The sequence below is a fragment of the Microcoleus sp. Pol7_A1 genome (assembly GCF_036701085.1).
Lineage (GTDB): Bacteria > Cyanobacteriota > Cyanobacteriia > Cyanobacteriales > Microcoleaceae > Microcoleus > Microcoleus asticus.
Map to the genome: position 1 here is coordinate 19,259 of NZ_JAUBQD010000071.1, position 13,120 is coordinate 32,378.

Sequence of the window (13,120 nt, forward strand, 5' to 3'; positions counted from 1 at the left end):
CTATTGCCTCTTCTGCCATTAGTTGATATGCCTTCTTCTTCTCTAACAATTGTTCCATGCGCTGTTGCAGCGATTCACTAAATTTGAACAACTTCCACCGCTCGACTTTTTCAATGCAAATCTCATGGATTAACGAGGAGGGTTTGTTGAGAATTGAAACCATTGTAGGCTCCGAGCTTCGGGTTTTAGGTAGTGACTAGATTATAGCTTTTATTCAATCTGCCAGATTTAGTGCTCCAACCGAGAACCTTCAAATTACCGCCAAAACCAGTGACTTAAACAGCCAAACGGCGTTACAGTTCAAGTCGGATGATATTCATTCCTGCTTATTTGCCATCGCCATATCTTGCCTTCTTCAGGATCGTCCACCTCTGCAATGAACTTCATTCCCACTTTTTGCAATACGCTATTCGAGGCATTTTTTTCAGCTAAAGTGTGGGCGATGACTGCTTTAACCTCCTCGTGAGCGAAAGCATAATCGATCATTCCCTGTGCCACCTCAGTTGCAAATCCGCGATTCCAATATTCGGAAGCAATTTCATAACCTATCTCTACATTCCCCGACTCATCAGGTGAGCCTGTGAAACCTCCGTTGCCGACCAGCCATTCATTTTTTGGATGAATAAAGAAGTAGTTGCGCCAGTCAGTTGGAGGCGGATTGGATTCGCAAGATTCGTCAGCAGGGAGGGAAAATGCTTCCGGGAAATGAGGCCAGCTATTAGGCACTACGACCTTTAAAATTGCTGCAAGCTCGCTTTTATTGCGCAATAAAGCTTCTACGTGAATCCTTTCGACGGGAAGTAGTTGAAGATTGTTAGTTTTAATCATTTTTCTACCTTGTTTAACCCATTATGAAATAACACTATAGACACTAGCGAAACGCTGTTCTCGGAACCCTGGCGAGTTGGTAAGCGCCCCGACTGTCCAACAATTGATATTGATTTGGCTGCAATCCTAATTGCACAAATTTCTCTGGATATCCCAGCAACAATATAGAGGGAGAAGTTGGGTTTTTAGATTCCTTAATGTAGTCGATCGCCTTTGTGACAGCTCGGTAGTAAGTCACGGGCCCTTGGGTATAAAAAACCAGACTTGGTTTCCAGAAACCAACCATAATAAACTCTTCCCCCGGCAGTTTTTGTTGAACGGCAACCTGCGCTAACTGTCTCAGAGGTAACTGGCGGTTGATATCGACCACTTTGTAGGCGGGAGTAAGACCAAAGATGATAAATGCTACTAAGCCGATGAGGTTAGCAACCAAAATCCAGCGCTGTTGCCGCTTCCAGAGTAAAAGTGCGATCGCCACCGCTGTAATTATCCAAATCGTACCGCCTACAATCAGCAATCCCGACTGCTGAATTGCTTGGGGAAAATTGGGCATAGCCGGGTCATCTCCCAGCCAGTTGTAGCTGTAGAAAGTTGCTCCGGCTACAATTAATAAAAATATCACATTAAAAATGTATGTAACTAACAGCCCTCGCGGTAAAGAATTCGGTTTTATTTCTAACTTTGCCCGCCTGTTTTTGGGTTCGTTACCTGCAATAATATCGCTCCACAGTAGCGTTACCAAAATCGCAGCGGCGGGGATTAAAGGCAATACATAACTCGGCAATTTGGTCACGGCGATCGTAAAAAAGCCAAAGATGCAGCCGAACCAAAATAGGGCAAATAAACTCAACTGAGCCGATCGCGGTTGACGGCGCCAGTAACTGCGCTGCCAAAAACGAGTACGGGCGATCGCCACCGGCAAATAAATCGACCAAGGTGCAAAACCAACTAGCACTACAAAAAAGTAAAAATACCAAGGCGCCGAGTGCTTGTTAACTACTCCAGTAAAACGCTGGAAATTGTGATAGCCAAAAAAGCTGTCAATATAAGTTTGACCGTTGGCTAAAATAACCAAAATGTACCAAGGCAAGGCGATCGCCAGAATAATCAAGATTCCCGACACCGGACGCATTTCGCGCCAAAGTTGCCGAAAATTTCCCAAATAAAGCCCGAAACTGCCAACAATCAGCGCTGGCACGACAATTCCCACAGGCCCCTTAGCCAGAATTGCTAAGGCAATTAGTACGTAAAAAGCCAGATACCACTTATTGGGAAATCGGGAAGCGGAAACAGTGGAAAATTCTGCTTGTTCTCTCTGTTCTTCTAGAGTGTAACCGAGGAAAAAGGCGAGCAGTGCCGAACACATACAGCCGACTAATAGCATATCTGAAACGCCAGTCCGTCCCCAGGCAATAGTTTGGGGATTTAAAGCTATTAGGGCCGCACCAATCCAAGGAGTAGAAAAAAAGAGCGGAAGACGGCGAGTTTTGAGTTTTGAGTTGTTATTCTCTGTTTCTTCTTCCGGCTCCGGCTTCCATCGGACTTCTTCCTGCTTCCTGACATCCGTTACATCCGTTACATCCGTTACAGAATCCGTTGCCGAACTTCCTTCTTCCTTCGATTTCGAGAGGGTATAAAATCCGAGGCAAGTCAGACCGATCGCGCACAAAGCCGAGGGAAGACGCACGGCCCATTCGTTAACGCCCAGAGTGCGGTAAGCCACCGCCATCAGCCAGTAAATCAACGGCGGCTTGTCAAACCTGGTTTCGCCGTTGAAATAAGGAGTGATCCAATCCCCTGTCACCGTCATTTGACGGGCCGCTTCGGCAAACAGCGGTTCGGTTTCGTCAACTAAGCCGATGTTGCCGAGATTCCACAAAAAAGCCACCGAGGCGATCGCGCACAGCCACAACAGCGACAGCAGCTTTGGTGCGATCCTCTTCGTTGGCGTAGCCCCCGTAGGGGCGGGCTTCGCTAACGGGCGATGCCTTGAATACTCTGACAAATTTTTAATAACTTCCTTCACCCAAACTTCCTGCGATTTTAGATTTTAAATTTTAACTCGCATAGAGAGTCTACCGAAAGATTCGCATTCTTGAAACTCCCAATTCGATCTAATCCGGTTAAACAGAGATGTTGCACCATTCTCAACAAGGCTTTTATGGGCGGGCAGGATGCCCACCCCACAAAAAAATTCACTCGTGGAACAGGCATCTTGCCTGTTATTTATCATGATGCCGCTATGTGAGTTTAACCTCCCACAGCGGCACCATTCTCAACAAGACCGACTCAATCGGCTTTCTAGACCAAAATCTCGGCACCTGCAGCTAAGGATTCAAGGCTGCAAAATTAATTGCCATTCTCCGGCTGTGCTGTTCCAAGCGGGCGAGGCTGTCTCCCCGGCGACGTAAGGCCCCCAGTAGCGGCGAGAACCATCCTGAGCAAAAACAACCAAAATGTCTCCCTGTTGGATTTGTAACTTGCCCTCCGGCAGCGATAGCATCAGTCCCTTGCCGCCGCCTTCCCCCGGCGCAAAATCCCAGTGTGCCGGTTTGCCGTAGGATTTCTCGGCTTGCCGTTTCGACAGCAGGGCCACTCGCACTGGGTGTTCGCTGCGGTTGCTGACACGCAGACTGCCGGTGGCATTAATATTTGCAGGGATTGAGGAAAGCAATTCCTCCTCTGACTCTGGGGGGGTTGGTATTGAGTCGGGTTTTGGCTTTTTGGCGGTGTCTGCCGAAGCTGTCGCGACTCGGGAAACGGGGGGTGTTGGGGGGAGTGCGGTGGCTGGGGAGGGCAAATCGCTCGGCAGATTTGAACCGTTGGAGATCGTGATTTCAAAACGTCCTAGAAACATTCCTGTAAATAGGACGATCGACACTCCAATTACGATCTGGTAAATTTTAAGTTTCATAAATTTTAGGCTTAAAGGATAGACTGCACGCCCAATTAGTCATAACTATTTTTAATGTAGAACCAGGGGCTGCTGTACAACAAGATACAGTTACACTTAAGTAATTGACCGTTCTCGGCTATAATTCGGCGATCGCTCAATACCATTTTAGATGTTAAATCTTAGATTTTAGATTGGGACATACTGACCCCGGTAACGATTTGGATTTTGTCGGGAACGGCATTTTTTGACTCATCGGTATAACTTTTAATACCAGTTTTAAAACAAAATACTACTATAGACCCGCGATCCAAACCTCAATAGTCATTAGTCATTCCCAATCGAAAATCTCGAATCTCGAATCTCAAATTGTATAACTTTTATGCAGAATACCCGAATTAACAGATTGATTGATGTTCTGGGCGAGCGATTTCGAGGCTGGCTGAGCAATCCTTGGCGGCGGATTTCCCTCCTGCTAATCAGTCTGCTGTTCGGCACTTTTTTGGGAACAGCTATTTCGACGATCGCCGGACAATCTGCAGATTGGGATATTATCGCGGCCGGGCTGTTGGTGTTGTTGACGGAGTTGGCGAACTGGCTGGTTTACGGCGGCCCGCGGCCTGTAGCCCGTTCTTTTTGGGTGGAGATGCTCCATGCTCTGAAAATTGGCCTGACTTACAATTTATTTGTGGAGGCTTTCAAACTAGGCTCTTAAAAACTTTTTGAATCGGCGCGGGTTTAGGATGAAATATTTGTCAGTTGCGGATAGTATTTGTACAAAACCAGCCCCCGCTAGCGAGAGTTTTGAGCTGATGAATCGATCGACTGTAACCCCTGTTGACATTTTACACCGGTGGCAAGCGGGCGCTAGCGAAGCCCGCCCCTACGGGGGCTACGCCAACGAAGAGGATCGCCCGCTAGCGAAAGCGTTGCGATCGGAAGGAAAGCCCGCGAAGAGGATTGCTCGCGAGTTCGAGATCCTGGCAAGTTGGGAACTTGCGGATGATGTGCGATCGCGCGCTTTTGGCATTACTCCCGAGAATGCAGCCGATGTTGTCCGCAGCAAAACCGATTTATTCTTTTCTCTTCTTGACGAACTGCATACTTTGCCGCTGAAATCAACTGTTTTTCTCGAAACTTTGTGGAATCTTTGGCTGCCGCTGGCAATGCAATTATTGACTGAAAAACAAAGTTTAAACCGTCCTTTAATTCAAGGAATTTTAGGAGGGCAAGGAACGGGAAAAACTACTTTATGCCAAGTTTTGAGGCTGATTCTAGGAAAATTAGGATATTCTACTGTCAGCCTTTCTTTAGACGATCTTTACAAGACTTATGCCGATCGCCAAAAACTCCAAAAAGCCGACCCGCGTCTAATTTGGCGAGGCCCCCCCGGCACTCACGATATTGACTTGGGAATCGCTGTTTTAGACAATTTGCGCCGTTTTCCAACTCCCGATTTAGCAGCAGTTGACAATCCAAAGTCTGATGCCCTAAAACCGGATATAATTAAAAATATAGATATAGAAATTCCCAGGTTTGACAAATCTGCCTGCGGAGGTGCAGGAGATAGAAGTCAACCCGAAATTATTTCCGGTGCGGATATTGTACTTTTTGAAGGTTGGTTTGTCGGCGTCAATCCGGTGGTTGATGCCAAATTGAACGAGTTTTTGGCGGGTTTACCTTTTCCGATTTCCACAGAGGGCGACTGTCAGTTTGCGCGCGATATGAATGCGAAGCTGCACGACTATTTGCCGCTGTGGAACCGATTAGATCGGTTGATAGTTTTGTATCCCCAAGATTATCGCATTTCTCAAGTGTGGCGCAATCAGGCGGAACAGGAAATGATGGCGGCGGGGAAGTCGGGAATGTCAGAGGCCGAAATTCATCGGTTTGTCGAATATTTCTGGAAAGCGCTGCATCCCGAGTTATTTATTAAGTCGATGGTTGAAGAGGGCGATCGGGTGGATTTAGTAATTGAAGTTTTGAGCGATCGCACTGTCGGCAAAATTTGTCGGGCGATCGACTTAAATTTAAGCGATTAGGGAGACTTCAAATTAACGCTTTAATGACACAACAATGTTGTGTCCCTACCCTATTGCAGCTTTAAAGGACACAACAATGTTGTGTCCCTACTGTATTGCAGCTTATCGTGCATTCAATTGAGAATTCTGGACGTGTAAAAAAAGTGGTTTGACGCGCGAATTATAGGGTTAAGGCGCGCCACAAGCACTCTACAATACAGAGGTTTTGCATTGAGGATGGAGAATTTCTAAATTAACTGCCGGGAGTACCAAGATCGATCGCTTTCTCGATCAAATCGTCGGTAACATCGCCCGGTACACCTTCGGGATTAACTTCCTGAGCCATCGAACGAAAATCAGCGGGATTGCTGCTGGAATCAGCCGGCTTTGCGACCTCTTTAGGAGCGGGAACAGCAAATTTAGGTGCAGTTGCAGCGGCGGCAGCTTCAGCGCCGGCACCCGTGCGATCGATTTCACTAACGCTAAATTCTTTTGAAGCTTCGTAGTCTGCTGATACATTAACGGTCGGCAACTTTTGTTCTCCAGCTTCCGCGCTTTCAGCGATCTGAGCAGCGTCAAAGCTTTCAGTGTCATTTGGTTCTGTATTGATTTCAGACATAGCCGACTCCTTGGTAGTTTTATTTAACAATTCACTTTATCTATCTTTACTTAAATCCAATGCTTTTTCATCTACCCGCAGATGTATCGTTGGCTTGTATCTTAAGGATGATTTATTATAGGATAGCGGCTCAACATTACATCAGTTTCCGAAAGAAATGCGAGTTTATGCAAGCTCCAAACCCATACATACTAAGGTATTCCCCATAGTTTAATCTCAAATCTCAAATCTCAAATCTCAAATCGTATTACCTCTCGGGGATGGTGACTTGCACTTACAAATCTTGATACTTATATATTCTGGAAGCACTTTTAAGGAATTTGATTTATGAACTCGCCCGCCGCGACCAATCCTCACTCTCTTTCCAACGACACTCAAAACATCCTTCAGACCATCAACGGGTTGGGTACAGATGAAAAACTGGCGCTGCTCTACTTTGTTTATGAAAAAATGGGAGATTCAATTACACCAGCCGCTCCCGCCGCCGCTGAACCTGAATTAGCTCCCGTGCTGCTCGATGATTTTTACAAGCTTTCCCATGACGAACAACTGAATATAATGAGAGGTATTGTCAACCGCGACAACACGCCGTATTCTCACGCTTACGGAGCTTTAACGGCTAACAATCAGTTGGTGGTTTGGTATGCTTGGGCTATTGGTATGGGGGAAAAAATTGTAGATATCCCCGAAGGATATGAGGCAACTGAGGCTGTCAATGGCGTGTTGGGTCAAATTGAAGGTCTTGAGTTTGAACAGCAAATTTCGGTGCTGCGCGACGTAGCTAATAATATGGGCTACACCGATGTTAAACCAATTGATACTCAGGCAGAAGTAGGGAAAACTTCTAGTCTTTAGATCGGACTTGGCGGTTCAAACCGCTGCATAGGGTCAAACGCAGCCTGCGGCTCGACTGAGCTTCGCCGATCGTCCTCCGCAGACTGAAGAATAAAGGAGGGATTAAAACCAGATTTTCTATAATTAGCGGGCATAAATAAACCTCATTATGTCCGCAGGTATCTATACTAAATCCGGTTTTAATACTTGCTTTTTTTATTTGCACGGCTATAGTATGTCATTGCCAGCGATCGCGATTGCTTGGCTACCGCTCGCAGCAATTACATCACTCTTGAGGTCAGCAATCTGCTGTAAATATAGTAGCGGTTTAAAAAAGTATTGCTACAATCATCAATCTTATACCAATTATTAAAAGTCGCAGAACCCCGCGATCGGCTTAAGGCTTGCCGTTTCCCTACAGCGGCTGGCGTAGAATCTATATATAGCCCTATTTTTTAGATATTAGTATAAAAAATGTTTGCAGTCAGGACTGGAGTGGATTAGGGTTAATAGTTCGCGGAAATTCTATCCGAAATGTCGAACCTTTTTTTGGTTGGCTTTCGACCGTAATTGTGCCGTTCATCATTTTGACTAAAGAGGCACTAATGGCTAGTCCTAAACCGGTGCCTGGATATGGGCGGGTTCTGCTTTGGTCGGCTTGATGGAATTTGTCGAAAATGTCGGGCAGTTCGGTTTCACCGATGCCGATTCCTGTATCCCGAACGGTGATAGTTAGCCGATCGCCATTTAATTCCCGCGCTTCAATGCAAATACTGCCCCGATGCGTGAATTTAACCGCGTTGGAAATGAGATTGACCAAAACTTGCCGCAGGCGCAACTTGTCATTAACTATAAGCTGATTCTGCAAGCAAACGCTGACAAACATTGCCACATTCTTGTCGGTGGCTTGATTTCCGAATTCCAGGGCGACATCCATTACTAAATTCGCTAAATCAAATTCTTCAGTTTCTAATTGTGTGCGGCTGTTCTCGATTTTGGAGAGGTCGAGGATATCCTTAATCAGCACTAGCAGGTTTTTGCCGTTACGTAAAATGCGCCCCACCATCTCTGTTTGCTGGCCGGTCAGCAGTTGTTTGTGCTGGCGCAGCAGCAATTGGGAAAAGCCGATAATCCCATTCATGGGAGTTAGCAATTCGTGGGACATGGTGTCCAAAAATTGCGATTTTAACTTGGCTGCTTCTAGCAGTTGCAATTTTTGCTGTTGAATGCGCCGACCCTGATTTTCCAGTTCTTCCTGCTGGCGAATTAGCAGCTCGTTTTGCAACTCTAAAAGCTGTTCCTGCTTTTTTAATTTTTCGATCGCCCGCGCGCTGTTAATTGCCATCGCAGCTTGTTTCCCCATAACCGCCAGCAGTTGCTGAGTTTCCCTGTCAATCGCCGTGCTGTCTTTCCCGTTGCCGATCGCCAACACGCCCAAACGCCCGGTTTCCCCCGACTCGATCGCCGCTGCACAGGCCGCCGCCGGCAGCCAGCCGTCGCACTCCGAGCGCAACAGTACAGGCTCTCCCGTCGCAAATGCTTTCCACAGCAGCTTGTTTTGCACGTGCGGGGTTTTGCCGGCACGTGCAAAGTTTTCCGCGCCCCCGACAGCCCTGAGTTTGAGACCGTTGCAATCGCTCTCCGGGAGGGCAACCAGGCAAAATTCAGCTCCGGCGATCGCCTCTACAGTCGCGTCCGCGATCGCTTGCAACAACTGGCACAAGTTACCCGCGCGCTGGCTCAACAGATTTGTAAATCTCTCGATCGCCCGCAAATCCTGCCCAGCGTCCATTAGCGTCTGGGCTTGGTACAAATTTTCTGCTCTGAAGTTAGCTTCCGAGCGCGCTTGATGGCGCCAAAATTCTGGTTCTGCTTGCGGCTCGGCTTGAGTTTGTTCGATCGCTTCCATATCTCTGTAGGTTCCCACCCACTCCACAATTTCCTGATTGTCTGGGTTAGCGGGCGCTCCTCTGGCCAGGTTCCAGCGGTAAGTGCCCTCTCGCGTTTGCAGGCGAAATAGAATTTCGTAACTTTCCGGCGGGAACTCAGAAGTGCGCGCTTGCGCCAACAGACGAGCGCGGTCTTCAGGGTGAACGCGCGCCAAGTAGCCGAAACCCAAAGCTACTGCTGCTGGTACCCCCGTGTACTCCTCCCAGCGCTGACCTAAATAAGTTGCCCAGCCGTTGGCATTTGCTTTCCAAACAATGTCAGGAATTGCCTGTAACAGGCGATAGTCCTGAGTTTCGCTGTCGCCAACTTGCTGTAAAGGAGAGATTATATCAGATACTTCCTGTAATATTTCCGCGCCGGAAAACTCCGAGCGAAAAAAGTTATTGCCGTGAGAGTGACTCATAAGAGGTTTTATCAATAAGCATTGAACTTGAGCCCTAACAACGGCTAAAGACTCATGCTGCTAGCTTTATTGATTTTGACGGCCCAAGTGCATCAAAATTTTTTATACTTTAAATCTATCTGGGTAGTGGTATCTTTACCTCTATCAAGGGACGGACAATGGCATTATTCAGTTAAACTATAAAAACATTGAGAGCTTACCTGTCCCGATCGGACTCGTGCAGGCGATCGCCGCAAAATAACTTGAAACTTAACTTGCTTTCTTGGCGGCTGGATGAGTATGCTTAAAAATGATGTGCGGCCTGTCAAACCCTAAATCCGGACACCTTCTCAAATTTGCTCAGTTAGGCTGAGTCAATTGACGATATTTTTAAAGTTTAGCGGACTATTGGAAAAAAGATGAGTAAAATTCGCGTTGCTTTGATAGAAGACCACGACCTGACAAGAGTCGGCATCCGCACAGCTTTACAACAGCGTGACACGATAGAAGTTGTCGGGGATGCCGCTAACGCTACTGAGGGATTGAAACTGCTTCAGTCTTCAAAACCTGACGTGGCAATTGTAGACATTGGCTTGCCGGATTTTGACGGTATTGAATTGACACAAAAGTTTAAAAAATCGGTAGCCGAGTCCGATCCGGATACCAAAATTTTGATTCTGACTTTTCAGGACAATGAAGAAGAAGTTCTGGCAGCTTTTGCCGCCGGAGCTGACTCTTACTGCATGAAAGATATCAGCTTCGATCAGTTGTTGGATGTAGTAAAAGTAACTCACGAAGGTAACTCTTGGATCGATCCTGCGATCGCCCGCATCGTCCTGAAACAAGCTCGCACTAAGGAGTCAGCACCGGAAGAACCGAAGGCTGAGGGCAAAAGAGTCACCATTAAGGCTGCCGAACCCGAGTTCAGTCACATTATTGAGACTTACCCTTTAACCGAGCGGGAATTAGAGGTTTTGGAACTGATCGTGCAGGGTTACAGCAATGCTGCAATCGCCGAAAAACTTTACATTACTGTCGGTACAGTGAAGACTCACGTCCGCAATATTCTGAACAAGCTGTGCGCTGATGACCGCACTCAAGCAGCAGTTCTCGCCCTGCGTTCTGGCTTGGTTGGATGAAGCCTTATCATCAGGCAAAATCAAGTTAAAAGTAGGGTGCGCAGTGCGCACCTTACTGGCGAAAATGTAGGAGGCGCACGGAGCACCGGCTGACTAATTGTTGCCGAAAAAGTAAAATGCGCCCGGAGTACCGATCGGCGAATTGCTTCCTGTTAAAAAAGGCTATAATTTCAAATTGCATCTATCCCAGTGCAGATATTTTAAATAATATTTGTATTAAGTAAATATACCTTAAGATAGATGCGAAATAATTGTCAGTTTAGTATTAGTTATTATCGAGTAATAACAAGTTAGATACATTCCGATCGCACTGCCGATATTGCGCAATTTCACTTCATAAAATGCAGCGGCTGGGGCAAGATTACCATTCTTTTAGGAATAGTTAACCAGTTAAAGAACTTATATCCGCAGAGTGATTCCTGAGTTCGCTTAAATTTGCGAGATTAAAAGTATCAACTGCTACTGGAATATCCTAGAAAGAGGTACTATGGCCGCTCCAATTGAATTCAATTTATTTGCTCCTTACAACAAAGGAGCTGCTTTGATTGGCTCTTTTTCTAATTGGGAAGAAATCCCGATGGAAAAGGACGAAGAAGGTTTTTTTCGCACGCGAGTTGAGTTGGAGGATGGCGTTTATCAATACAAATTCCGCGTTCAGTCCAAAAGCTGGTTTCTAGAAGCCGATCAGTGGGTAGATGTGGTCGATCCCTACGCTACTGACATCGACGATCCCAGTCAAAACGGCCTGGTTCGGATCAAAGACGGCGATCGCATTGTGGATACCTACGTCTGGAAACACGACGACAAACCGCTGCCGGCCGATCGGGAATTAGTGATTTACGAAATGCACGTTGCCGACTTTTCCGGCGGTGAAGCCGATCCCCTGGCCCGCGGCCAATACAAGCACGTCGTCGAAAAACTCGATTACCTAGTCGAACTCGGCATCAACGCGATCGAACTCATGCCCCTCAAAGAATACCCGGGCGACTACAGTTGGGGCTACAACCCCCGCTATTTCTTCGCTGCCGAGTCCAGCTACGGAACCACGGAAGAACTCAAAAACCTGATAGACGAGTGTCACGGGCGCGGGATTCGCGTCATCATGGACGGGATTTACAACCACTCGGAAGCGTCGAGCCCCCTCACTCAAATCGATCACGATTATTGGTACCACCACGAACCCCGCGATCCAGACAACAATTGGGGCCCGGAATTTAACTACGAATTCTACGACGAAAACTTAGGAACTTTCCCGGCGCGCAGATTTGCTGGCGATACAGTCCGCTTCTGGATTCAAGAATATCATCTCGACGGCATTCGTTTCGACGCCGCGCGACAAATTGCTAACTACGATTTCATGCACTGGGTAGTTCAAGAAGCCAAAAATGCCGCCGGCCCCAAACCGTTTTACACCGTTGCCGAATACATTCCCGACGAGCCCAGCATCACGAATCTAGACGGGCCGATGGACGGCTGCTGGCACGACAGTTTCTATCACTCCATAATTCCACAACTGTGCGGCGACAATTTTGATTTAGAACGGCTCAAAGAGGTAATCGACTGCAAGCGGCAAGGTTACTTGGGTGCTACGAATGTAGTGAATTATCTGAGCAATCACGACCACGATCGCGTTTTTGCCGAATTGGGCGATCGCGGAATTTTGGATGAAGCAGCATTCAAGCGGGCGAAGTTGGGAACGGTGGTGTTAATGACAGCAGTTGGCGTGCCGCTGATTTGGATGGGCGAAGAATTTGGCGAATACAAAGCCAAAACAATCGAGCAATCTAAAATTGACTGGACGCTGCTAGGAAATGACATGAATAAAGGTTTGTGGGAATACTACAAAGGCTTGATTCACCTGCGCAAAAATAACCAAGCACTTTACACAGAAAACATCGAGTTTTTCCACGAAGACCCCGACTCGAAAGTTTTTGCTTACACTCGCTGGAACGATGAAGGTTCGAGAGTTGTAGTAGTGGTCAATTGGTCGGAAAATTATCTAGCTGGTTACAGCGTTCCCCACTTCCCGGCAAACGGAACTTGGCACGAATGGACGGGCAATTATGATATTGAATCGGGCGATAACAATCTTATGATCGACTTGCCGGAATACGAAGCGAAAGTGTTTGTTTGGCAGTAAGCTTTCAGGCGTCGAAAGCACTGATTCGCCCTTCAAAAATATGATGACTAAAGTCCTAACTACCAACCCTCAAAAAACTGTTTGTAGTAAGGACTTGAGTTTTTTATTAATTCCCCCAAACTCCCAGAAAGGATGCGATCACTACAAACTTATAAGGGTTATTTGACAGCTTTTTATCTATAGCAACCGCCAAGACGGTCAGGACATTTTTAATCGCTGAAACCATTGCTATTACTGCTTCTTCCTTCTTCCTTCTTCCTTCTTCCTTCTTCCTTCTTCCTTCTTCCTTCTTCCTTCTTCCTTCTTCCTTCTTC

At 46.8% G+C, this 13,120-nt stretch carries 10 protein-coding genes and 1 pseudogene; 5 read left to right on the plus strand and 6 right to left on the minus strand.

From position 1 onward, the window contains the following. Positions 1 to 300: 300 nt before the first annotated feature. From QUA20_RS27135 to QUA20_RS27145, 3 genes are all read right to left on the minus strand, one after another. A complete protein-coding gene (locus QUA20_RS27135; protein WP_333192862.1) occupies positions 301 to 828 on the minus strand; it encodes a GNAT family N-acetyltransferase in 528 nt (175 codons plus the stop codon). Between the two features lie 43 nt (positions 829 to 871). After that, positions 872 to 2,854: a glycosyltransferase family 39 protein gene (locus QUA20_RS27140; RefSeq protein ID WP_333192864.1), complete on the minus strand. Its 1,983-nt coding sequence runs from the start codon at positions 2,852 to 2,854 to the stop codon at positions 872 to 874. A gap of 309 nt (positions 2,855 to 3,163) precedes the next feature. Further along, on the minus strand, positions 3,164 to 3,742 hold the full coding sequence (locus QUA20_RS27145) for a hypothetical protein (RefSeq protein ID WP_333192866.1): 579 nt from the start codon (positions 3,740 to 3,742) through the stop codon (positions 3,164 to 3,166). Positions 3,743 to 4,103: 361 nt separating this feature from the next. Between QUA20_RS27145 and QUA20_RS27150 the strand changes: the two genes are divergently transcribed. Together QUA20_RS27150 and QUA20_RS27155 are read left to right on the plus strand one after the other, a co-directional pair. Further along, positions 4,104 to 4,436 carry a DUF565 domain-containing protein gene (locus QUA20_RS27150; RefSeq protein ID WP_333192867.1) on the plus strand — a complete coding sequence of 111 codons (333 nt, stop codon included), beginning with the start codon at positions 4,104 to 4,106 and terminating at the stop codon, positions 4,434 to 4,436. A gap of 97 nt (positions 4,437 to 4,533) precedes the next feature. After that, on the plus strand, positions 4,534 to 5,763 hold the full coding sequence (locus QUA20_RS27155; protein ID WP_333192878.1) for a glycerate kinase: 1,230 nt from the start codon (positions 4,534 to 4,536) through the stop codon (positions 5,761 to 5,763). 232 nt (positions 5,764 to 5,995) lie between these two features. Here the strand turns inward: QUA20_RS27155 and QUA20_RS27160 are convergent, their stop codons facing one another. Beyond that, positions 5,996 to 6,361, minus strand: a complete 366-nt coding sequence (locus QUA20_RS27160) for a hypothetical protein (RefSeq protein ID WP_333192868.1) — start codon at positions 6,359 to 6,361, stop codon at positions 5,996 to 5,998. A 327-nt stretch (positions 6,362 to 6,688) separates the two neighbouring features. On the opposite strand from QUA20_RS27160, the gene QUA20_RS27165 reads away from it, so the two are divergent. Next, positions 6,689 to 7,216: an orange carotenoid protein N-terminal domain-containing protein gene (locus QUA20_RS27165; protein ID WP_333192870.1), complete on the plus strand. Its 528-nt coding sequence runs from the start codon at positions 6,689 to 6,691 to the stop codon at positions 7,214 to 7,216. Positions 7,217 to 7,679: 463 nt separating this feature from the next. Here QUA20_RS27165 and QUA20_RS27170 read toward each other — a convergent pair whose 3' ends face one another. Then, the gene (locus QUA20_RS27170) at positions 7,680 to 9,548 is read right to left on the minus strand and encodes an ATP-binding protein (protein ID WP_333192872.1); all 1,869 of its coding nucleotides are present in this window, start codon (positions 9,546 to 9,548) and stop codon (positions 7,680 to 7,682) included. Positions 9,549 to 9,946: 398 nt separating this feature from the next. Between QUA20_RS27170 and QUA20_RS27175 the strand changes: the two genes are divergently transcribed. Beyond that, positions 9,947 to 10,666 carry a response regulator gene (locus QUA20_RS27175; protein ID WP_172190274.1) on the plus strand — a complete coding sequence of 240 codons (720 nt, stop codon included), beginning with the start codon at positions 9,947 to 9,949 and terminating at the stop codon, positions 10,664 to 10,666. A gap of 487 nt (positions 10,667 to 11,153) precedes the next feature. Beyond that, positions 11,154 to 12,806: an alpha-amylase family glycosyl hydrolase gene (locus tag QUA20_RS27180; RefSeq protein ID WP_333192875.1), complete on the plus strand. Its 1,653-nt coding sequence runs from the start codon at positions 11,154 to 11,156 to the stop codon at positions 12,804 to 12,806. Positions 12,807 to 12,912: 106 nt separating this feature from the next. On the opposite strand, the pseudogene QUA20_RS27185 reads toward QUA20_RS27180, so the two are convergent. Then, a pseudogene (locus tag QUA20_RS27185) lies at positions 12,913 to 13,120 on the minus strand (ABC transporter ATP-binding protein); the annotation flags it as partial.

Excerpts from the sequence above, each read along its gene's own strand:
- QUA20_RS27145 (WP_333192866.1), bottom strand. The coding sequence starts at position 3,742 with ATGAAACTTAAAATTTACCAGATCGTAATTGGAGTGTCGATCGTCCTA.
- QUA20_RS27135 (WP_333192862.1), bottom strand. The coding sequence starts at position 828 with ATGATTAAAACTAACAATCTTCAACTACTTCCCGTCGAAAGGATTCAC.
- QUA20_RS27170 (WP_333192872.1), bottom strand. The coding sequence starts at position 9,548 with ATGAGTCACTCTCACGGCAATAACTTTTTTCGCTCGGAGTTTTCCGGC.
- QUA20_RS27150 (WP_333192867.1), top strand. The coding sequence starts at position 4,104 with ATGCAGAATACCCGAATTAACAGATTGATTGATGTTCTGGGCGAGCGA.
- QUA20_RS27180 (WP_333192875.1), top strand. The coding sequence starts at position 11,154 with ATGGCCGCTCCAATTGAATTCAATTTATTTGCTCCTTACAACAAAGGA.
- QUA20_RS27155 (WP_333192878.1), top strand. The coding sequence starts at position 4,534 with ATGAATCGATCGACTGTAACCCCTGTTGACATTTTACACCGGTGGCAA.
- QUA20_RS27165 (WP_333192870.1), top strand. The coding sequence starts at position 6,689 with ATGAACTCGCCCGCCGCGACCAATCCTCACTCTCTTTCCAACGACACT.
- QUA20_RS27160 (WP_333192868.1), bottom strand. The coding sequence starts at position 6,361 with ATGTCTGAAATCAATACAGAACCAAATGACACTGAAAGCTTTGACGCT.
- QUA20_RS27175 (WP_172190274.1), top strand. The coding sequence starts at position 9,947 with ATGAGTAAAATTCGCGTTGCTTTGATAGAAGACCACGACCTGACAAGA.